Source organism: Mycobacterium sp. NGS66 (assembly GCF_059812225.1).
In genome coordinates this window covers 89,841-111,252 of record NZ_JCALCG010000013.1, presented here as the reverse complement: position 1 = coordinate 111,252, position 21,412 = coordinate 89,841, and the positions used below count along the sequence as shown (strand labels likewise).

Below are 21,412 nucleotides of genomic sequence, written 5' to 3'. Positions count from 1 at the left end.
CGTCTGCTCGCCCAGTACTTGTCTACTCACCGGACTGCGCCCAGCATTATGGGGCGCTGACTCCTATCCGGTGAGACCATTTTGTAATGGACGACGACTATCCGGAAGACCGAATCGCCGATCTGGACCCGCATGGCGCCGAGGCGCGGCGAGGTATGAAAAGTAGCTCGGGCGGGAACCGGATCGGCGCACTTCTCTATCTGGCGCTCATGGTTGGTGGGTTCCTTTGGGGCGCATACGACTTCAACGAGTACCAGAACGGTACGCCGACGACCGCGACGGTCACTCAATGCACCCTCGGGGGCCGGGGCGGTCATTGCGAGGGCACCTGGAGCATCGGCGGAGCGTCGTATACCGGCAACATCAAACACGGGCGGCTCTTCGTCGCCCCGTCCGCGGGTTCAACGCTGGATGTTCATGCGAATGGCGGTACAGCCTATACGGCAGGGGCATCGCTCCCCGGGTTCGGGGTTGCAGCCCTGCTCGGCGGACCGGCGTTCGTCGCGCTCATCTGGTGGTTTCTCCAACGTCGGCCTGCGGGCCGACCCCCTGGGACGAGTTACTAGAGGTGCGTTCCTCCGCGAGATCAACCGGGCCGGCGGCCCAGGATTCCCCGCACCACGGCTGGCTCCGCGAGCAGACGCAAAATTACCCAAAACGGGCACGAGAATGGGGATTTTGCGTCTGCTCGCGCTACGGCTCGCGCTAGTCCAACGCGAGATCCTTGCGGAACCGTCGCATGCCGTCGATCTTGTCGGCCAAGGAAGAGCCCGGCCCGGCGTAGAACATCCACGGCATGGTGATGATGCCGGTGATACCGGCATCTGCGGCACGCTGGTAGTCGGCCGGGGTGAACGCGTCGGTCAGAGGCGTCAGCACCGTGAAATCGTCCATGGACAAACCATTTTCGGCCCGCAGTTCGCGTAGCCGACCAACCGCTTCGATGGCGCGGTCGGTCTTGATCAGGTCGCCGATCCAGCCGTCGTTGCGGGCGGCGCGGCGCAGTGCGACCTCACTGAGCCCACCGACGTACACCGGGATCGGCGGCGGCGTCGGCTGCATCTCTAACCGCGGAGCCTGAAAGAACTCGCCGTCGAACTGCGTCCAGCCCGGTTCCCACAGCGTCCGCATCAATTCGAGAATTTCATCCGTGCGTTTCCCGCGCGCCGCGAACTGCTCACCCATCAAGGCGAATTCTTCGCGGCACCAGCCCACCCCGATGCCCAGCTCCACCCGCCCGGACGCCAAAACTGCCGCGGTGCCAATGGCTTTCGCCGCCGAATAGGGATTGCGCATCGCTGGGATGTAAACCGTGGTGACGAATCGCAGCCGCTCGGTGACTTGGGCCAGCGCGCCGACCAGCACCCAGGGATCCGGCCAGTCAGTGAAGGGCTGCCAGCGCCGTTGCCCGTCTTTGGTATACGGATACGGGGTCTGCAGCGTCTCTAGGTTCACTACATGGTCGGGGATGCCGATGCCGTCGTATCCGAGTTCGTCTGCGGCCCTGGCGATTTCGATGATCTCGCGGGTGTTCAGAAAGGCGCTGCTGACGTAGAACTTCATTGCCCGCGTTGCCCGTCCCGTGCCCAGGCCGGCTCGATGAAGACTCCTTCGGCCTCGACGGTGACCCCGGCAGCATCCGAAATAGAGCCGCGGGCAAATACTTTCACGCCTTCCCTGCGCTCGATCCAGGCGTCAGAGCGCAGCGGCCCGAGCGGCGTGCCACGCAGGTACTTGACCGTGATGGTTCCGGTGAACCGCGGCTTGGACAAGCCTTCGCTGGCCGCCTCGCCCAGCATGTGGTCCAGCACCAGGGCGCTGACGCCGCCGTGCACCAGCTTGGGTGGACCCGCGTATGCCGTCCCGAGTACGAACTCGCTCCAGCAGCGTCCGCCGCCCAGATGATTGACGACGATCGGCGGGGCGATCGGGTTGCACACGCCGACGACGGCGTTACCCAGTGGCAGTGGGCGATCGTCCACGCGGTAACTCACCCCGACCGGGCGGGTGCGTCGGCGCAGTGACTGGGTGACCGCCTCTAGCGCGACCAGCGCCTGCGCGACGACGTCATCGTCGGCCTCGGTGCGGATGGTGGCGTCGATGAGTTCACGGACTGCGTCGGCCAAGGGAGCATAGAGTGCCGTCACCCGCTCGGCCTCTGCGGCGGTCAACACCTCGAACAGGGCGTCAAGCGCGCCGGCGTCCTGACTCAACTGCCGAAAACCTTGCGCACCACGGCTTTTGCCCGCCGAGTGACCCGCAGATAGTTGTCCAAGAACTCGCCTCCGTCGTCGTTGGGCCAGCCCGCGGCGACAGCGACCGCGTTGAGCTGACGGCCCGGTCCGGGCAGCTGATCGGTGGGCTTCCCGCGGACCAGCACCAGCGCATTGCGGGCCCGGGTAGCGGTCAGCCACGCCTGTCGTAGCAGGTCCACGTCCTCGGCCGGGACCAGCCCGGCCTCGGCGATCACGTTCAGCGATTGCAGCGTCGAGGTGTTGTGCAGCGCCGGAATCTCGTGGGCGTGCCGCAGCTGCAACAACTGCACGGTCCATTCGATGTCGGCCAGTCCCCCGCGGCCCAACTTGGTGTGCGTGTTGGGATCCGCGCCACGCGGCAGTCGCTCGGACTCCACACGCGCCTTCATCCGGCGAATCTCCCGCACCGCCTCGGCGGACACGCCGTCGGGCGGATAGCGCGTCTTGTCGGCCATCAGCAGGAAACGCTGACCCAGATCGGCATCACCGGCAACCGAATGAGCGCGCAGCAACGCCTGGATCTCCCATGGCTGCGCCCACTGCGCGTAGTAGGCCTCGTAGGAGGCCAGGGTGCGCACCAGTGGGCCGCTGCGGCCCTCGGGCCGTAGGTTGGCGTCGAGCTCTAAGGGCGGGTCGACGCTGGGGGTTCCGAGCAGCGCCCGAACCTGCTCGGCGATCGTCGTCGACCACCGGATCGCCACCGCGTCGTCGACGCCTGGTGTCGGCTCGCAGACGAACATCACGTCGGCGTCGGACCCATAGCCCAGTTCGGCGCCACCGAGCCGGCCCATGCCGATCACCGCGATCACCGCCGGAGCGTTGCCGTCCTCGGGCAGGTTGGTGCGAATGATCGCGTCCAGCGCGGCCTGCAGCACCGCCACCCATACCGACGTGAGCGCCTCGCACACCTCGGTGACCTGCAGCAGGCCGAGCAAATCGGCGGACCCGATGCGGGCCAACTCACGGCGGCGCAGGGAGCGAGCGGCGGCGATCGCCCGCACCGGGTCGCTGTGTCGGGCCGCCGACGTGATCAGCCCGCGCGCCACCGCCGCCGGGTCGGCTTCCAGCAGCTTCGGCCCGGCCGGCCCGTCGCCGTACTGCTGGATGACCTCGGGCGCACGCATCAGCAGGTCCGGCAGATACGCCGAGGTTCCCAGCACATGCATCAGCCTTTTGGCGACCGCGGGCTTGTCGCGCAGCGTCGACAGATACCAGGTCTGGGTTGCCAGCGCTTCACTGAGCCGCCGGTAGGCCAGCAGGCCGGCATCGGGGTCGGGGGCGTACGACATCCAGTCCAGCAGCCTGGGGAGGAGGACCGACTGCACCCGTCCGCGCCGTCCGCTCTGGTTGACCAGCGCAGACATGTGCTTGAGCGCGGTCTTGGGGCCTTCGTAGCCCAGCGCGGCGAGCTGGCGCTCCGCGGCCTCTGGCGTCATCCCGCCGCCGGCGATCACCAGGCCCGCCGGCCCGATCGACTCCAGCAGCGGCTGGTAGAAGAGCTTGGCGTGCAGGCGGGACACCCGCACGTTCTGGTTCTTGAGCTCCTCGCGCAGCACCCCCGCCGCGTCGTGGCGGCCGTCGGGCCGGATGTGGGCGGCCCGCGCCAGCCAGCGCACCGCTTCGTCGTCGTCGAATTCGGGCAATAGGTGGGTGCGTTTGAGGCGCTGCAGCTGCAGCCGATGCTCGAGCAGCCTCAGGAATTCATAGGACGCGGTCAGGTTGGCCGCGTCCTCGCGTCCGATGTAGCCGCCCTCACTCAACGCCTGCAGCGCGTCGACCGTGGACGCGACGTGCAGCGACTCGTCGCTGCGCCCGTGCACCAGTTGCAGCAGCTGCACGGCGAACTCCACGTCGCGCAGCCCGCCGGTGCCCAGCTTGAGCTCGCGGCCCCGGACGTCGGCGGGCACCAGCTGCTCGACCCGCCGGCGCATGGCTTGCACCTCGACCACGAAATCTTCGCGCTCGCACGCCACCCACACCATCGGCATCAACGCGTCCAGGTAGCGCCGGCCCAATTCGGCGTCGCCGACCGCCGCCCGGGCCTTCAACAGCGCCTGAAACTCCCAGGTCTTCGCCCAGCGCTTGTAGTACGCGACGTGCGACTCGACCGTGCGGACCAGCTCACCGCTGCGCCCTTCCGGTCGCAGCCCGGCGTCCACCTCGAAGAACGCGGCCGACGCCACCCGCATCATTTCGCTGGCGACCCGGGCCGTGAGCGCGTCGGCGCGCTCGGCGACGAAGATGACGTCGACGTCGCTGACGTAATTCAGTTCGCGCGCACCGCATTTGCCCATGGCCATGACGGCGAGCCGCGGCGGCGTGCCGTCACCGCACATGGTCGCCTCGGCAACTCGCAGCGCCGCCGACAGTGCCGCATCAGCGGTGTCCGACAGCTGCGCGGCCACCAGCGTGAACGGCAACACAGGTTCGTCCTCGACCGTGGCGGCCAGGTCCAGCGCGGCCAACACCAGCAGCTGGTCCCGATACAACGCGCTCAACCGAGGCACTACGGAATTCGGCGCGGCCAGTGCCTCGTCGACACACTCGTTGAACGCCTGGGCCAGCTGCTCGGGGGTGGGCAATATGCCCTTGCCGCGCAGCAGTTTCCAGGACTGCGGATGGGCCACCAGGTGATCCCCCAGCGCCAGCGACGAGCCCAGCACGGCGAACAACCGACCGCGCAGACTTCGGTCGGTGAGCAGGGCCGCGTTGAGCTCGTCCCAGTCGGTGTCCGGGTTTTCGAAGAGCCGGATCAGGGTTCGCAGGGCCGCGTCGGCGTCCGGGGCGCGCGACAGCGACCAGAGCCGCTCGACGTGCGCTTGGTCGTCATGCTCATACCAGCCCAGCTGGGCCAGACGCTCGCCGGCGCGGGGGTCGACCAGTCCGAGTCGCCCGGCACTGGGCAGCCTGGGTCGCTCCGTCGCGGGCTTGGTCATGGAACGACGGTAGCGCACTACAGCGACAGGTAAGTCCTCAGCTCATAAGGGGTGACGTGGCTGCGGTAGTTCGCCCACTCCCGGCGCTTGTTGCGCAGGAAGAAGTCAAACACGTGCTCCCCCAACGCTTCCGCGACCAGCTCGGAGGCCTCCATCGACCGCAGCGCGCTGTCCAGGCTGGACGGCAGCTCGCGGTAGCCCATCGCGCGGCGTTCCTCCGGCGTGAGGTCCCAGACGTTGTCCTCGGCCTGCGGTCCCAGCACGTAGCCCTTCTCCACCCCACGCAGTCCGGCAGCCAGCAGCACGGCGAACGCCAGGTAGGGGTTGCACGCCGAGTCCGGGCTGCGCACCTCGACCCGCCGCGACGAAGTCTTGTGCGGCGTGTACATCGGCACCCGCACCAGCGCCGACCGGTTGGCCGCCCCCCACGACGCGGCGGTGGGCGCCTCACCGCCGACCACCAGCCGCTTGTAGGAATTGACCCACTGATTTGTCACCGCGCTGATTTCAGAGGCGTGTTCGAGGATTCCGGCGATGAACGACTTGCCGACATCCGACAGCTGCAGCGGGTCGTCGTCGCTGTGGAAGGCGTTGACGTCGCCCTCGAACAGGCTCATGTGCGTGTGCATGGCCGAGCCGGGGTGCTGGCCGAACGGCTTGGGCATGAACGTCGCCCGTACGCCTTCTTCCAGCGCGACCTCTTTGATGACGTAGCGGAAGGTCATCACGTTGTCGGCCATCGACAAGGCGTCGGCGAACCGCAGGTCGATTTCCTGCTGGCCGGGCGCGCCTTCGTGGTGGCTGAACTCCACTGAGATGCCCATGAACTCCAGCGCCTCGATCGCGTGCCGACGGAATGTCGAGGCGGATTCGTGCACCGCTTGGTCGAAGTAGCCGGCGTTGTCGATCGGAACGGGCGACGAACCGTCGTCCGGGCCGGGCTCTAGCAGGAAGAACTCGATTTCCGGGTGTACGTAGCAGGAGAAGCCCAGGTCGTTGGCTTTGGCGAGCTGACGGCGCAGCACGTGCCGCGGGTCCGCCCAAGACGGCGAGCCGTCGGGCATGGTGATGTCGCAGAACATCCGCGCTGAGTGGTGATGGCCGGCGCTCGTGGTCCAGGGCAGCACCTGGAAGCTGGACGGATCCGGGTGGGCTACGGTGTCGGATTCGGATACTCGGGCGAAGCCCTCGATCGAGGAGCCGTCGAAGCCGATGCCTTCTTCGAACGCGCCTTCCAGTTCGGCCGGCGCGATCGCGACCGACTTGAGGTAGCCGAGCACGTCGGTGAACCACAGCCGCACGAAGCGGATGTCTCGCTCCTCGAGCGTGCGGAGGACGAATTCCTTCTGTCGATCCATACCCGAACAGTAGGCACCTTCTGTTAACAGTGTGTTACCGGTCCCCGGTCAGGCGCATTGCGCGCGTCGCGCGTGAACTGACGGCGTTGACGGTGAACTCAGGGCGTCGGCTGTGTATCCGGGGCGGGGAAAATCGCCAGAATCCGCCCTGCGCTCACGTCGAAAATCCTGCGCTCACACTCAAAACCGTTAGCTCACACTCAAAACCGCCGGCTCACGGCTGGCAGTGCAATGTCGGCGGCGGCACCGTCAGGTCGACGAAGTAGCGCGTCACCGCGCCGTCGACGCATGGGTTGCCGTTCAGCACCGCGGTGTGCTGGGTCCCGTCGTAGGTGATCAGCGGGGCGCCCAGTTGGTTGGCCAGGTTCACCCCGGCCTGGTACGGCGTGGCCGGGTCGTGTGTTGTCGACACCACCACCACCTTGCCGAACGGGACCCGGGGCGCGGCATGCGGCGCCGTCGTCGCCGGCACCGGCCACAACCCGCATAGGTCGCGCGGCGCGTGACCGGTGAACGGGCCATAGCTGAGAAACGGCGCGGCCTGGCGGATCTGCTGGTCGGCGGCCACCCAGCTGTCCGGGTCCGTCGGCGACGGCGCGTCCACGCACCGGATCGCGTTGAACGCGTCCTGGTCGTTGCTGTAGTGCCCGTGCTTGTCGCGGCCGTCGTAGTCGTCGGCCAGCATGAGCAGGTCGCCGGCGTCGGTATGACGCTGCAGCCCGAGCAGACCGCTGGTCAAGTACTTCCAGTGCGTCGGCGTGTAGAGCGCGTTGATGGTGCCGGTGGTCGCGTCGGCGTAGGACAGGCCGCGCGGATCCGAAGTCGGGCCGGGCTTGGCGACCAGCGGGTCGACCAGGGCGTGATAGCGGTTGACCCACTGGGCCGGGTCGGTGCCCAGCGGGCAGGCCGGCGAACGGGCACAGTCGGCGGCGTAGTCGTTGAACGCGGTCTGGAATCCCGCCATTTGCTTGATATTTTCCTCGATCGGGCCCACCGTCGGGTCGATGGCACCGTCGAGCACCATGGCCCGGACATGGTCGGCAAACCGCTCGAGGTAGGCGGTGCCCAGCTCGGTGCCGTAGCTGAAGCCCAGATAGTTGATCTGCTCATCGCCCAGCGCCTGACGCACCATGTCCATGTCGCGCGCGGCGGACGCGGTGCCGATGTTGGCCAGGAAGGCGGTGCCCATCTTGTCGGCGCACTCTTTGGCCAGCTGCTGGTAGACCTGCTCGATGTGCGCGACTCCGGCCGGGCTGTAGTCGACCATCGGATCCCGCCGGAAGGCGTCGAACTCGGCGTCGGTGCGGCAGCGCAGCGCCGGCGTGGAATGGCCCACCCCGCGCGGGTCGAAGCCCACCAGGTCGAAGTGGCTTCGTAGTTCGGTGCCGTCCAAGTCCGGTGCCAGGCCCGCGGCCATGTCGACGGCGGACGCCCCTGGGCCGCCGGGATTGACCAGCAACGACCCGATGCGCTGGCCGGTTGCCGGAATCCGGATCACGGCCAACTTCGCTTGGGCGCCACCGGGATTGGCGTAGTCGACGGGAACCGACACCGTCGCACATTTTGCGGTGGGGATGTCGTGGGTGTCGCCGAGGAACTCGCTGCAACTGCCCCAGTTCGGCTGCGTTACGGTCGGCGGCTGCGGGCTTTGCGTTTGGCCCGCACCGGGTCCCGGCTCGGGCGTGGCAGCGGCTAGCGGCTGGCCAGCGACCAGCATCGCCCCGGCGAACAATGAAAGAAGCGCCGAGCTCAACGGTCTGCGGCGCGACATGGCTGTCATCGTTGCAGCCACGGATTCCCGCCGCGACGCGAAATGGTCACGCCTTGATCACAGCGCTCGCAATGACATAACGGCACAACCACTCTCAGCACTTGCACTCTCAGCACTTGGCGCCGGCCGGTGGCGTGGCGCCGTCGATGAGGTATGCCGTGATGTAGTTGTCGACGCAGTTCTCGCCCTGGAAGACCACCGTGTGCTGAGTGCCGTCGTAGGTGAGCAGCGAGCCGTGTAGCTGGTTGGCCAGGTCCACCCCGGCCTGGTAGGGCGTGGCCGGGTCGTGCGTGGTGGAGACCACCACGGTCGGAGCCAGTCCGGGCGCCGAGACGGTATGCGGCTTGCTGGTGGGCGGTACCGGCCAGAACGCGCAGGTGCCCAGCGGGGCGTGTCCGGTGAACTGCCCGTAACTCATGAACGGCGCGAGCTCTCGGGAGCGGCGGTCTTCATCGATGACCTTGGCCCGGTCGGTAATCGGCGGCTGGTCGACGCAATTGATCGCCACCCGCGCGTCGGTGGCGTTGCTGTAGTGGCCCTTGGCGTCACGGCGCATGTACATGTCGGCCAGCGCCAGCAGGGTGTCGCCGTGTCCGTCTCGCAACTCGGTCAGGCCGTCGGTCAGGTGGTGCCACAGCGTCGGCGAGTACAGCGCCATGATGGTGCCGATGATCGCGTCGCTGTAGCTGAGCCCACGCGGGTCCTCGGTTTTTGCCGGCCTGCCGACCATCAAATTGTTCGGGTCGACCAGCGGGTCGACCAGGCTGTGGTAGACGTCGACGGCCTTGGCCGGGTCGGTGCCCAGCGGACAAGTCGGCTTTTTCGCGCAATCCGCGGCGTAGTCGTTGAAGGCGTCCTGGAATCCCTTGGCCTGACGCAGGTCTGCCTCGATGGGGTCGGCATTCGGGTCGACGGCGCCGTCGAGGATCATCGCCCGCACGTTCTGCGGGTAGGCCTCGGCGTAGGCAGAGCCGATCCGCGTGCCGTACGAGTAGCCCAGGTAGGTCAGCTTGGCGTCGCCCAGCGCCGCCCGGATGGCGTCCAGGTCCCGAGCGACGTTGACGGTCCCGACATTGCGCAGGAAGTTCAGCCCCATCTTGGTGATGCAACGGGCGACAAACTCCTTGGTTTCGTCCTCGCTGTGCTGCACGCCGGCCGGGCTGTAGTCGACCTGGGGCTCGGTCCGCAACCGGTCGTTGTCAGCATCGGAGTTGCACCAGATCGCCGGCCGCGACAAGCCCACTCCACGCGGGTCGAACCCGATGAGGTCGAACCGTTCGCGCACCTTGGGCGGCAACGTCTGGACGATGCCGAGTGCGGCCTGGACGCCGGACTCCCCCGGGCCGCCGGGATTGATGACCAGCGAACCGATCTTGTTTCCCGTCGCGGGAAAGCGAACCAGCCCGAGGACCGCGGCATCGCCGTTGAGGTGGTCGTAGTCGACCGGCACGGCGAGCTTGCCGCACACCGCCCCCGCGGGCAGCTTCCCCGGACCCGTGGTCCGACAAGCCGACCACGCAATCGGCTGACCAAGCCTGGGGCCGGCCATTACCGGGCGCCCGTCAACGACGCGGAGGCAGCCTCCGAGCAGCATCGCCACGGCAGCGATCGCCGCCCAGAGCAACAGCGTGCGCGCGATTTTTCCGCGGCGAGACAGGCACATGCCCACATATGCTGCCAGAGGACACGCAAGACGCCGGTTACCGGCTAGCTGCCAGCAGTTCTTCCATCGCGACGGCGAAGTCGTCGGCCATCTCCCACAAGTCCGGCAGCAGTTCCGGGCACGAAATCAGGCCCACATCCAGCGTCCCGTTCAGCGACATCACCGTCACGTTGAGACCGGCACCGTGGAAGATGGGCCCCAGCGGGTACATCGCCTTGACCTCGCAACCCAGCAGGTACAGCGGGTCTTGGGGTCCCGGCACGTTGGAAACCACCAGGTTGTGCACCGGCAGGCTCTCGGTAAGGCGTGTCCTGGCGAAGAGCCGCATCGCGATCCCGAACACGGCTGGCGCGGCGAATTGCGTCCAATCCTGCAACAGCGTGGCGCCGATGTCCGAATTATGTTCTTTGGCAACCGAATTCGCTTGGGCGATGGCTTTCAGCCGCTGTGCCGGGTCGGCGATGTGGGTTTCCAGGCTGCAGAACATTCCCGAAACCTGGTTGCGCCCAGCGCGATCCGATTTGCCGTGCACCGAGACCGGCACCGTGGCCACCAGCGACGTGGCCGGCAAGGCGTTGCGATCGGCCAGATAGTGCCGCAGCACGCCGGACACCAAGGCCATCACCACGTCGTTGACCTTGACACCGAAGTGGTTCTTCACCTTCTTCACGTCGTCGAGGTCCAGTTGGGCATACGCGACGTTGCGTCGGCCGGTGATGCTGGCGTTGAACATCGTCGGCGGTGCGGCGAAGGGACGCGCCATCGTCTGGCCGTCCAGCGCTCGCTTTATCGTCGTCACCACCGAGGACACCGTTTGCGGCATCACGTTGGCCAGCTGCAATGGGCGAGTGGCGAATCGGAGCAGTCCGCCCGCGGCGATCTGCCAACCGCTGCCGCCGCCGACGCCCTGTACCGGGTCAGGCGCGGGCGCATCGGCTTCGGTGGTGCACAGCGCAGCCATCAGGTTGGCGCCGGTCACCCCGTCCACCCCGGCGTGGTGCACCTTGGTCATCACCCCGAGGCGGCCCTTCTGATGGCAATCCGTCCCCGCCACGCCTTCGATGACCCACATCTCCCACAGCGGTCGCCGGCGATCCAGCGGCAAGGAGGCGATGTGCCCACAAATCTCCGATATCTCTGCTCTGCCGCCGGGTGCCGGCAAACCGATGCGGTGCAAGTGGCGGTCGATCTCGAAATTCTCGTCATCCACCCAGACCGGGTGGTCCAAGTTCAACGGACTGTCGGCAAGCTTTTCCCGGAACTGCGGCATCGCTTTGATCCGCAGCGACAACGCCTCGCGCAGCCGGTCAAACGTATAGCCACCCGGCATGGTCGACGTGTCGAGCTCCATCACCGAGCAAACATGCAAGGGCTGCGAGTCGGTCTCCAGGTACAAGAAGCTGGCGTCGAGTCCGCTGAGCCGCTGCATCCGACGATGGTATGTGTCACAGCGGCCCGGCGGTGACAGGGGCGGCTGTGAGATGGCAGACTGTGGTGGTCAGACGAACCCGGGGACCCACGCTAGGGCCACGAGGATCGACCGGACTACATCACTGGGGACAAAGATGTCTACTGAGCAACACGTCTATGGGGCTAACCCGTCCACTGCGCCCGATTCAGCGCCACCGGCGCCGCGAACCAAGATCCGCACCCACCACCTGCAGAAATGGAAGGCCGAAGGGCACAAGTGGGGCATGCTGACGGCCTACGACTACTCGACCGCCCGGGTCTTCGACGAGGCCGGCATCCCGGTACTGCTGGTCGGTGACTCCGCGGCCAACGTCGTGTACGGCTACGACACCACCGTGCCGGTTTCCATCGACGAGCTCATCCCGCTGGTCCGCGGCGTGGTGCGAGGCGCCAAGCACGCGCTGGTGGTCGCCGATCTGCCGTTCGGCAGCTACGAGGGCGGACCGGCCGCAGCGCTGGCGGCCGCGACACGCTTCATGAAGGAGGGCGGCGCGCACGCGGTCAAGCTCGAAGGCGGTGAGCGGGTAGCCGAGCAAATCGCGTTTCTGACCGCCGCCGGCATCCCGGTGATGGCGCACATCGGCTTCACGCCGCAAAGCGTCAACACGCTCGGTGGATTCCGGGTGCAGGGCCGTGGCGATGCCGCGGAGCAGACCATCGCCGACGCCATCGCGGTCGCCGAAGCCGGTGCGTTCTCCGTCGTCATGGAGATGGTGCCGGCCGAGCTGGCCACTCAGATCACCGGCAAGCTCACCATTCCTACCATCGGGATCGGAGCCGGCCCCAACTGCGACGGCCAGGTTCTGGTGTGGCAGGACATGGCCGGGCTCAGCAGCGGCAAGGCCGCCCGCTTCGTCAAGCGGTATGCCGACATCGCCGGTGAATTGCGCCGCGCCGCAACGCAATACGCAGAAGAGGTGGCCAGCGGAGTGTTCCCCGCCGAAGAGCACTGCTTCTGATTCACTCGACCTGCAGCACGATCTTGCCGCGCAGGTGCCCGGCTAGGCCCTGATCGAACGCGGCGCGCGTCTGAGCCAGTGGGAAGACCGATTGCACGAACGGGCGCAGTGCACCCGCGTCGATCAGCCCGGTCAGCTCGCGCAACTCCGAGCGGCTGGGCTGCACGATGAAGAACATGCCGGGCCGCTGGCCCGCGGGTGGCGGGCCCGGTTCCTCGACGATCGAGATCAGCCTGCCGGCGGCTGTCAGCACCGTCCAGGATCGGCTCAGTGTCTCCCCTCCGACGGTGTCCAACACCAAATCGACGTCGCGGACCACCGCTTCGAACGGCTCGGCGGTATAGTCGACGAACTGATCCACACCCAGCTCGCGCAGGAAGCTCTCGTGCCGCTGCGACGCCGTCACGATGACGTGCGCCCCCTTCCACCGGGCGAGCTGCACCGCCAAAGATCCCACGCCGCCGGCGGCGCCGTGGATCAGCACCCGCTGACCTGCTTGCAGTTGACCGTGCCGGAACAACGCCTGCCAGGCCGTCAGCCCGGACAGCGGCACCGCGGCCACTTCGACCGGATCGAGGGTTTTCGGTGCGGGCGCCAGGTCAGCCGCCGGGACTACGACGAATTCGGCGGCACAACCATCGCGGGGAAAGTCGATCAGCCCGTAGACGCGATCGCCCACCACGATGTCGTCCACTCCAGTGCCCACCGAGTCGACCACTCCGCATAACTCGTGGGCCGGAATGCTCGGCAGCCGCGAGTTCCCGCTGCGGTCCTGATAGGTCTCCGCCCAGGTGAGCTCGGTCGGCGTGATGCCGGCAGCCTGGACCCGCACCCGCACTTCCCCAGCCGTCGGCTCCGGCAGCGCCGCGTCTTCATACCTGAGCTGCTCGGGACCTCCCCGGGCATGCAAACGAATTGCCTTCAATCGCAAATCCCATCTTCAGCGGGTAGCCGGCTCGAGCGGTCACCGCGACCGCAAAACCATATGCGCTGTGCACATCACGCGTGGACGGAACAAGTAGCAACGGTCTTCGGGACTCCGTCGCTTTGATATGGCACGCTGTGGATGCTTCATCCTCGACCACGGAGCCAACGATGCCTGGAAATGCGCGCCATCTGGAGGTGGAACGCAAGTTCAACGTCGTCGAGTCGACGGTGTCGCCGTCGTTCGAGGGCATCGCCGCGGTGGCTCGAGTCGAGAAGTCGCCGGTCAAGTCGTTGGATGCGATCTACTTCGATACCCCGACACAGGACTTGGCACGCCACAAGATCACGCTGCGGCGCCGCACCGGTGGCTCCGATGCCGGCTGGCATCTGAAGCTGCCGGCCGGGCCGGACGCGCGCACCGAGATCCACGCCCCGCTGACCGCCGGCAACGGTGTGCCCGACGAGCTGCTCGACGTCGTGTTGGCGATCGTTCGCGACCGTCCGGTGGAGCCGGTCGCGCGGATCACCACCCAGCGCGAAAGCCAAGTGCTGTACAACGCGGACGGCGAGGCACTCGCGGAGTTCAGCAACGACCACGTGACAGCGTGGACCATCAGCGACGCAGCCGATAACGGCCCGGCTCAACAAGAGTGGCGCGAGTGGGAAGTGGAGCTCGTCAACGGCGCCGCCGACAGCGAATTGTTGAACCGGCTGAGCAATCGACTGCTTGATGCCGGAGCCGCGCCGGCCGGTCACGGCTCCAAGCTGGCGCGGGTGCTGGCCGCCACGTTGGAGCGCAACGGCAGCCGGCCGCCCGCCGACCCGGTGCACCGCGCGATGGCCGAGCAGGTCGACGAGCTGCTGGTCTGGGATCGCGCCGTGCGCGCCGACGTCGACGACGCCGTTCACCAAATGCGGGTGACCACCCGCAAAATCCGCAGCCTGCTGCGGGATGCCCACGATTCGTTCGGGTTGACCGAGGGCGCGTGGATACTCGACGAACTGCGCGAGCTGGCGGGCATTTTGGGCGTGGCGCGCGACGCCGAGGTGCTCGCCGAGCGCTACCAGCGTCAACTGGACCAGCTCGCGCCCGAATTGGTGCGCGGACCCATCCGGCAGCGTCTGGTCGAGGGAGCACGACGGCGGTATCAGACCGGTCTGCGTCGGTCGCTGATCGCGATGCGCTCACCGCGATATTTCCGGCTGCTGGACGCCCTCGACGCGATGGTCGACGAGATCCCGGCCAGCCAGTCAGACGCCGAAGCGGAGCCGGTGACCATCGACGCGGCGTACAAACGAGTCCGCAAAGCTGCCAAAGCGGCCGCGGCCCAACTGACCCCCCACGAGCGCGACGAGGCGCTGCACCGAATCCGCAAGCGTGCCAAGCGACTTCGCTATACCGCGGCGGCAACCGGGGCGGAGCAGGTGTCCGAACGGGCCAAGGCCATCCAGGCGCTGCTCGGCGATCACCAGGACAGTGTGGTGAGCCGCGAGCACCTGAGCCACCAGGCCATGGTTGCGCATACCGCGGGCGAGGACACGTTCACCTACGGCGTGCTCTATCAACAGGAAAGCGATTTGGCAGAGAGTTGCCGTCAACAACTCGACGACGCGTTACGCAAGCTCCACAAGGCGGTGCGTTAAGGCTGCCGAGCAGACGCAAAATCCCCCTTTCTGCGCCCGGAATGGGGGACTTTGCGTCTGCTCGCCGTGGAATCAGTTGCGGTCAGAGGGATACTCCCAAATGTTCGTGTGATTCAACTCGTGGTGGTGCGCGCACACCATCACCTTGCCCTGTCCGTCCGTGACGGGCGGTGCGCCCAGCGGACACTGGTCACCCGGCGCGGGCGCCAGCGGTGCCACCATCAGCGCGACAATCATTGCGTATTTCATCGTTGCGCTCCTTCTCGCTGCCAATAACACGATGCGACCACCACCAGAGTTCGCCGTTAGCAGTCGTTAATTGATGCGCCCGCGTGCGCTCGGAGAAAGCGGGTTCCGGCATTGTGGGCGATGCAAAGGCATAACAGTATGAAGAAAGGGGATACGGACCCAGGAGGAACTGATGGCCTCAGACAGGGCGGGCAATCTGGCCGGTTTATGCGTCGCGTCGCTGGCGCTGGCGCTAGTGCTTGCCCCAATTGCCTCGGCCGATGCTGCGTCCTGGAACGGCCAATACGCGATCACGTTCATTGTCGGCCCGAAGGATGGGACGAGCGTGGCGGCCTCTCAGCCGGAAGTGCAGTACACCGATGTCTACACATTCCATTCGAGCTGTGCGAGCGGGAAGTGCATCGCGACGATCGTTGGCGGCCCTCCGCCGAGAAACCCGACGGTTCCACAACCGGTTCAATTCACCTGGGACGGGTCGTCATGGACGCAAACCAGCGATTTCCAATGGGACTGCATGATGCCCGACACCTCTATCGAATGGAGCCCGGCCCGAGGCACGACCCGCTACACGCCCCAACCCAACGGGTCACTTGCGGGCACCATGCACACCGAAATCCTGAGCGGTGCGTGCCAGGGCACCCTTGACATCAACATGACGGCCGAGCGCGTGTGACCGCCCGTGCGCCTTCGCACCCGGCGTGCAGCTCAGGAAGTTTGCTGGGACGAGTTGGCCTGTAAGCCGGATTCTGTTCCTCACCGCCACGGCGTAAGCAACGGCGGCAAGGCGGCGACCATCCATCTGGACACACCGTTGCCGGGTGCCTCGAGCGGTCTACCCGCAGGCATCGGGCGAGCAACCCTCGAACGCCTGCGCGGCTACACCTTCCGGCGCAACCTTCTTGACCTTGCTTCGGGTGGGGTTTGCCTAGCCATCCCGGTCACCCGGAATGCTGGTGCGCTCTTACCGCACCGTTTCACCCTTACCACCGCGGGGGTGGCGGTCTGTTTTCTGTGGCACTTTCCCGCGAGTCACCTCGGATTGCCGTTAGCAATCACCCTGCTCTGTGAAGTCCGGACTTTCCTCGACCCGACGCCGGATCTCTCGAACCGGTGCGAGCCGCGGCCGCCCAGCCAACTCGTCCGCGACGGACAGGGTACTCGCTGCGGCGTACGGCGGCCACTAGCCGAGAAAGAACGGCCCGTCGGTTTTCACCGGATTTGGCCCTCCTGGTAGAACAGCCACAGACAGGACTGGAGTATTGATGGGCCAGTGGGAAAAGCGCGTCGACTCCGGCGATTGGGACGCCATCACCGCAGCGGTCAACGAATACGGCGGCGCCCTGCTGCCCAAGCTGATCACCACCAGCGAAGCGACGCGGCTGCGCAAGCTCTACACCGACGACAGCTTGTTCCGCTCGACCATCGACATGGCGCCCAAGCGGTACGGCGCCGGACAGTACCGCTACTTTCAGGCGCCCCACCCTGAGCCGATCGAGCGCCTCAAGCAGGCCCTGTATCCGCGACTGCTGCCGATAGCGCGCGACTGGTGGGCCAAGCTGCGCCGCGACCCGCCCTGGCCGGACACGCTGGACGAGTGGCTGGCGAAATGCCATGCCGCCGGCCAAACCAGGTCGACTGCCCTGATGCTGAAGTACGGCACCGACGACTGGAATGCCCTGCACCGGGACCTTTACGGCGATCTGGTGTTCCCGCTGCAGGTGGTGATCAACCTCAGCGATCCCACCCGCGACTACACCGGCGGCGAGTTCCTACTCGTGGAGCAACGGCCCCGGGCCCAATCTCGGGGTACCGCAATGCAATTGCCGCAGGGGCACGGGTTCGTGTTCACCACCCGGGAGCGGCCACTGCAGTCCAAGCGGGGCTGGTCGGCGGCGCCGGTGCGGCACGGCCTTTCGACGGTCCGCTCCGGAGAGCGCTATGCCATGGGGCTGATTTTCCACGACGCCGCCTGACGACTATCGTCGCGGGGCGTGAACACTCCCCCGGAACGCTTGAAGGTCGTGCTGGCCGGCGGCAGCGGATCGTTGGGCCGGCGCATCGCAGCCGACCTCGGAGGCCGCGGCCACGACGTGGTCGTGCTGACCCGCCGTGTCAATCCGGCATTGGACGTGCGCCAACTGCCATGGGACGGGCGCACTCTCGGCGACTGGGCCAGCGAACTGGACGCACCCAACACCGCCGTCGTCAACTTGGCCGGCAAGCTGGTGGACTGCCGGCCCACCAGCCGCAACATTGCTGAGCTCAGGGACAGCCGGGTGCTGGCCACCAGAGCGCTCGTCGAGGCCAGCCGGCAACTCGAACATCCACTCGCACACTGGGTTCAGGCCAGCACCACCGCAATCTGGTCGGACGCCGGCGAAACCCGCTGCGACGAAGCCACACCGCTGCCGACCGGGCTACCGCAGATGACCGGGGTGGCCGAACCCTGGGAACGGTCCTTCGACGGAGCCAACACACAGCATGGCGTGATCCTGCGAACGGCGGTGGTGCTCGACCGCGACTCCCCCGCGCTGGCGCGTCTGGTCGGCCTCACCAAGTACGGCTTGGGCGGACGAGTCGGTAACGGGCGCCAATGGTTTTCTTGGATTCACTTGTCGGACTGGCTGGCAATCGTGCGCGCGTGCCTGGGCCTGACGCCCGGCGTGACCATTCCGCCCGGGGTGCTCGTCGCCGCCGCCGATCATCCGGTGCGCAACCGCGACCTGATGGCCACCATGCGGCGGCAACTGCACCGACCGGCGGCACCGCCCACCCCGGCGGCGCTGGTGAAGCTCGGAGCGGTGGTGTTGCGTACCGATCCCGCGCTCGGGCTGACCGGACGCCATGCGACCTCGAAAGTATTGCCGGGCACCGGGTTTGAGTTCGAATTTCCGACGCTCGACGACGCACTAGCCGATCTGTTGAGTTAGCCGAAGTGGCCGCAACTCAAGCTCCTCGACCGCTGCCGGTTGCCCGCAGTACCACCGCTCTCATCCGGCGTCCAGTTCGGCTCGCGCCCGGTCGATCTGGTCAATCTCCAGCATCGAGAACCGTGTGCGCCCCGCCGACCGGTCGGCCACCAGCAGCGATTTACGCACCAACGCATCGAGCCGATCCAGGATGGCGTATTCGTCGTCGTGGTCGAATCCTTCTACGGGCACAAGCGCTTTCGAGGTCGAAGCCACCGGCGAATACCGAACACCGATGCAACAGCACCTTTTCCGCGCTCTCGAGCAGGTCATAAGACCACGACACCGCGTGGCGCAATGTCTGGTGGCGTTCCAGCCCGCGCCGTGACCCGACCAGCAGCCGAAAACGATGATCCAGACGATCGCGTACTTCGCTGGCGGTCATCGACGTCATTCGCGATGCCGCCAGCTCGATAGCCAACGGAATGGGCCTCGATGGCCGCGTCGACGGCGGACTGTGGTGATGCGAACGCAGCGGCCACGTCATCACCGGAATGACTGAACACAAATCCACCGTGGTCCTCAATCGCCGAGTGCAGGACCTTGTTGTGCGCGGCCAGTGCCGACCGCATCGCGTCCGCGTCCGACTCCCACCGACGGGTCGAACCCTCGATATCGGTGAACAGGAAGGTCACCGCCCCCGAAGGGGGCATCCCTGCGGACACCCGATCAGGATGTCACAGAAGTCCCACGTCAATAGGGGTTTCGCGACCGAGTTTGACGGTCGCTAGCGGGCGCTGAGCCACCACGCATATAAAGAGGCGAGGTCTGGGCCGTCCACGTTCACCACCACCAGATCCGCGGTCCTGGTCCATGTCAGCATGGACAGGCTCTGCTGCGGGTAGAAGCCGTGTCCGCACTTCACCAGTCCGCCCTGCCAGGCGACCGGCCCCGGATCGGTCGTTCCAGGGCATGGGATCGAAGCACCGTAGTGATCGAAAGTTGTATTGAGGTCGGCCATATTTCCGTACAGCGAATAAGTGGCCGCATTGGGTCCGCCCGGCCGAGTGTTGCGGCCGCAGCCGAGCCGCGCGAGGAAGGGGTCCTCGGGGTATTGCTTGCTAGCCCGGCAGTCGGCCGGCGTGTAGCCGCCCGACAGCAACGCGAACAGTTTGTCGTTATTGGCTTGGTTGTCTGGTTCGGCGGTCGCCGTGGTTGACGAGCCTAGTGATCCAATCAGAAATACGCATACCGCAGTTATTGCTCTTGCCCCCCGCATTAAGGCGTGCATCGCAACTCCACTGCCGGTAGTTCGGCGACCGGACAGCCGAAATGATATGCCTTCGCCGGTGCGTGCACATCAAGTTTCAACATAGCCGGAACGCCTACCCTGCTGATTAGCTGAGCGATCGCCTCGACGCATTGCGCAACTTCCCCTGTGCTGCAAGGTGTTTGCGCTCAGAGGTCGCCAAACGAGTACAGTGGCTCCGATGGCTGTCCCTCCGTCGAATGAGCGAATGATCGCAGGCGTTGCCGCCGCGTCGGTCTCGCTCGGGGTAGCCCAACTGGTGGGCATCCCGTTCGGTGCGCGGGCGGACGCGCGCACCGCGATCAGCTCCGCCGTCGTCGACCTGACCCCAGGTCCGATCAAAGAGTGGGCAATTCAGACCCTGGGCTCGATGGACAAGCTTTTCCTGGCCGTCGCCGTGCTGGTCGTGATCGCCGTAATCGCGGCAATCGCGGGGACCCTTGAGACCCTGCGCCGTCCGGTCGGCAGTGCGATGATCGCTGCAGCGGCCGTCCTCGGTTGTATCGCAGTGCTGTCGCGGCAGGGTGCGACGACGCTGGACACCATCCCCACCATCGCTGGCGCCGTCTGCGGCGTCGCGACCCTGCGCCTGTTCACCCGACGGTACTGGTACGGCCAGAGAGACGAGCCGAAGGCCGACCGGCGCCGCTTGGTAATACTCGGGTTGCTCGGCTTCGGAGTGGTCAGTGGCGTAGCGGGTGCGGTCATTACCCGCTTGGTCCATTCCGTATCCGCTGACCGCAACAGCGTCGCGCTCCCCCGGCCCCGCACGCCGGCGCCGCCGATACCTGCCGATGTGCAACCGAACGGCGTTGCGCTACCAAGCTTTATCACGTCGGCCGCCGACTTTTACCGGGTGGATACCGCACTGATTATTCCTCAGCTCAGCCGTCGCGACTGGCGACTGCGCATCCACGGCATGGTGGACCACGAAGTCACCTACAGCTTCGACGACCTCGCCAAGTTCGACGTCGTCGAAAAAGCGGTTACGTTAACCTGCGTCTCGAATCCCGTTGGCGGGAACCTGATTTCGACCGGTATGTGGACGGGCTACCGGATGGCGGACTTGCTGGCGGCGGCCGGTGTGCACACCGACGCCGACATGGTGCTGTCGACGTCGATCGACGGGTTCACCGCCGGCACCCCGGTGCAGGCGCTCACCGACTGCCGCGAGGCCCTCCTAGCGGTTGGCCTCAACGGTCAGCCGCTACCGATCGAGCATGGTTATCCGGCCCGGCTGGTGGTACCGGGGCTCTACGGATATGTGTCAGCCACGAAGTGGGTGGTCGAGATGGAGCTGACCCGCTTCGACAAAGCCAAGGCCTACTGGACGCGACAGGGCTGGGCCGCGCGCGCGCCCATCAAAACCGAGTCGCGGATCGATGTGCCCAAAGGTGGTCAGAAGGTGCCGATCGGACCCGTGGTATTTGGCGGAATCGCGTGGGCCCAAAATCGCGGCGTGCGAGCCGTGGAGGTTTCTATCGACAACGACGGATGGCAGCCCGCTGAACAGGGCGCGAGCTATTCCAACGAGACGTGGCGGTTGTGGAGGTTCCCCTGGCAAGCGAAAAGTCTTGGGAGACATACGATCACCGTGCGAGCCACCGATAACACCGGGGCGGTCCAAACCGCCGATCAGGTCGGCAGCGTCCCAGACGGCGCCACCGGTTGGCACACCGTGGATTTCACCGTGGTGCAAAGATGAAGCGCTAGCTCGAGAGCTTCCGCCAGCTGAATACCGCAATTCCGACGCCTATCAGCGCGGTGATCGGACCGATGACCGACCAGGTCGTGGTGTTGCTCATCGGGCTCCCTTGAAGCACTCCAAAGCCCTGCAACGCCCAGATCAGACCGAACACCGCGAGGAGCAACCCGACGGCGAAGGTAACGACGAAAGTCCTTCTCATACCGGGATGCTATGTGCTGGAAAGCGCGCAACGCACGGGCACCTTGACGCAGCCC

At 66.3% G+C, this 21,412-nt stretch carries 18 protein-coding genes, 1 other RNA gene and 1 pseudogene; 7 read left to right on the top strand and 13 right to left on the bottom strand.

What is annotated here, in order from left to right:
* Window positions 1–86: 86 nt before the first annotated feature.
* On the top strand, window positions 87–566 hold the full coding sequence (locus AC5Y2L_RS21660; RefSeq protein WP_499931757.1) for a hypothetical protein: 480 nt from the start codon (window positions 87–89) through the stop codon (window positions 564–566).
* 139 nt (window positions 567–705) lie between these two features.
* Here the strand turns inward: AC5Y2L_RS21660 and AC5Y2L_RS21655 are convergent, their stop codons facing one another.
* The 7 genes from AC5Y2L_RS21655 to AC5Y2L_RS21625 all read right to left on the bottom strand — a co-directional run bounded on the left by AC5Y2L_RS21655 (window position 706) and on the right by AC5Y2L_RS21625 (window position 11,412).
* Window positions 706–1,563 (bottom strand): TIGR03619 family F420-dependent LLM class oxidoreductase, encoded by an 858-nt coding sequence (locus AC5Y2L_RS21655; protein WP_499931759.1) that lies wholly within the window; start codon window positions 1,561–1,563, stop codon window positions 706–708.
* The gene (locus AC5Y2L_RS21650; RefSeq protein WP_499931762.1) at window positions 1,560–2,213 is read right to left on the bottom strand and encodes a PaaI family thioesterase; all 654 of its coding nucleotides are present in this window, start codon (window positions 2,211–2,213) and stop codon (window positions 1,560–1,562) included. The genes AC5Y2L_RS21655 and AC5Y2L_RS21650 overlap by 4 nt, the downstream gene beginning before the upstream one ends.
* A complete protein-coding gene (locus AC5Y2L_RS21645; protein ID WP_499931765.1) occupies window positions 2,210–5,191 on the bottom strand; it encodes a bifunctional [glutamine synthetase] adenylyltransferase/[glutamine synthetase]-adenylyl-L-tyrosine phosphorylase in 2,982 nt (993 codons plus the stop codon). Before AC5Y2L_RS21645 ends, AC5Y2L_RS21650 begins: the two co-directional genes overlap by 4 nt.
* A gap of 17 nt (window positions 5,192–5,208) precedes the next feature.
* Entirely contained in the window at window positions 5,209–6,549 is a 1,341-nt protein-coding gene (glnA, locus tag AC5Y2L_RS21640) for a type I glutamate--ammonia ligase (RefSeq protein ID WP_499931767.1), read from the bottom strand.
* Between the two features lie 214 nt (window positions 6,550–6,763).
* On the bottom strand, window positions 6,764–8,329 hold the full coding sequence (locus tag AC5Y2L_RS21635; RefSeq protein ID WP_499931770.1) for an alpha/beta hydrolase: 1,566 nt from the start codon (window positions 8,327–8,329) through the stop codon (window positions 6,764–6,766).
* 100 nt (window positions 8,330–8,429) lie between these two features.
* On the bottom strand, window positions 8,430–9,989 hold the full coding sequence (locus AC5Y2L_RS21630) for an alpha/beta hydrolase (RefSeq protein ID WP_499931773.1): 1,560 nt from the start codon (window positions 9,987–9,989) through the stop codon (window positions 8,430–8,432).
* A 31-nt stretch (window positions 9,990–10,020) separates the two neighbouring features.
* Entirely contained in the window at window positions 10,021–11,412 is a 1,392-nt protein-coding gene (locus tag AC5Y2L_RS21625) for a WS/DGAT/MGAT family O-acyltransferase (protein ID WP_499931775.1), read from the bottom strand.
* Between the two features lie 136 nt (window positions 11,413–11,548).
* On the opposite strand from AC5Y2L_RS21625, the gene panB reads away from it, so the two are divergent.
* On the top strand, window positions 11,549–12,412 hold the full coding sequence (panB, locus tag AC5Y2L_RS21620) for a 3-methyl-2-oxobutanoate hydroxymethyltransferase (protein WP_499931777.1): 864 nt from the start codon (window positions 11,549–11,551) through the stop codon (window positions 12,410–12,412).
* Between the two features lies 1 nt (window position 12,413).
* On the opposite strand, the gene AC5Y2L_RS21615 is transcribed toward panB, so the two are convergent.
* Complete coding sequence (locus tag AC5Y2L_RS21615) at window positions 12,414–13,337, bottom strand: NADP-dependent oxidoreductase (protein ID WP_499931779.1); 924 nt, start codon at window positions 13,335–13,337, stop codon at window positions 12,414–12,416.
* 170 nt (window positions 13,338–13,507) lie between these two features.
* Between AC5Y2L_RS21615 and AC5Y2L_RS21610 the strand changes: the two genes are divergently transcribed.
* Window positions 13,508–14,983 (top strand): CYTH and CHAD domain-containing protein, encoded by a 1,476-nt coding sequence (locus AC5Y2L_RS21610; RefSeq protein ID WP_499931782.1) that lies wholly within the window; start codon window positions 13,508–13,510, stop codon window positions 14,981–14,983.
* 72 nt (window positions 14,984–15,055) lie between these two features.
* Here AC5Y2L_RS21610 and AC5Y2L_RS21605 read toward each other — a convergent pair whose 3' ends face one another.
* Complete coding sequence (locus AC5Y2L_RS21605; protein WP_499931785.1) at window positions 15,056–15,232, bottom strand: hypothetical protein; 177 nt, start codon at window positions 15,230–15,232, stop codon at window positions 15,056–15,058.
* 172 nt (window positions 15,233–15,404) lie between these two features.
* On the opposite strand from AC5Y2L_RS21605, the gene AC5Y2L_RS21600 reads away from it, so the two are divergent.
* Window positions 15,405–15,905, top strand: a complete 501-nt coding sequence (locus tag AC5Y2L_RS21600) for an Rv2253 family sensor-like surface protein (RefSeq protein ID WP_499931788.1) — start codon at window positions 15,405–15,407, stop codon at window positions 15,903–15,905.
* A gap of 46 nt (window positions 15,906–15,951) precedes the next feature.
* Here AC5Y2L_RS21600 and rnpB read toward each other — a convergent pair.
* An RNA gene (gene rnpB, locus AC5Y2L_RS21595) (RNase P RNA component class A) lies at window positions 15,952–16,371 on the bottom strand.
* A gap of 123 nt (window positions 16,372–16,494) precedes the next feature.
* On the opposite strand from rnpB, the gene AC5Y2L_RS21590 reads away from it, so the two are divergent.
* Entirely contained in the window at window positions 16,495–17,205 is a 711-nt protein-coding gene (locus AC5Y2L_RS21590) for a 2OG-Fe(II) oxygenase (RefSeq protein ID WP_499931792.1), read from the top strand.
* An 18-nt stretch (window positions 17,206–17,223) separates the two neighbouring features.
* A complete protein-coding gene (locus tag AC5Y2L_RS21585) occupies window positions 17,224–18,162 on the top strand; it encodes an epimerase (protein ID WP_499931795.1) in 939 nt (312 codons plus the stop codon).
* Window positions 18,163–18,267: 105 nt separating this feature from the next.
* Here AC5Y2L_RS21585 and AC5Y2L_RS21580 read toward each other — a convergent pair.
* Window positions 18,268–18,628: pseudogene (locus tag AC5Y2L_RS21580) on the bottom strand (winged helix-turn-helix domain-containing protein); the annotation flags it as partial.
* Window positions 18,629–18,928: 300 nt separating this feature from the next.
* Window positions 18,929–19,303, bottom strand: coding sequence for a hypothetical protein (locus AC5Y2L_RS21575; protein WP_499931797.1), 375 nt, complete (start codon window positions 19,301–19,303; stop codon window positions 18,929–18,931).
* A 328-nt stretch (window positions 19,304–19,631) separates the two neighbouring features.
* Here AC5Y2L_RS21575 and AC5Y2L_RS21570 point away from each other — a divergent pair, with 328 nt between their 5' ends.
* Entirely contained in the window at window positions 19,632–21,155 is a 1,524-nt protein-coding gene (locus AC5Y2L_RS21570) for a molybdopterin-dependent oxidoreductase (RefSeq protein ID WP_499931799.1), read from the top strand.
* Between the two features lie 4 nt (window positions 21,156–21,159).
* On the opposite strand, the gene AC5Y2L_RS21565 is transcribed toward AC5Y2L_RS21570, so the two are convergent.
* On the bottom strand, window positions 21,160–21,357 hold the full coding sequence (locus AC5Y2L_RS21565) for a hypothetical protein (RefSeq protein ID WP_499931801.1): 198 nt from the start codon (window positions 21,355–21,357) through the stop codon (window positions 21,160–21,162).
* Window positions 21,358–21,412: the final 55 nt, after the last annotated feature.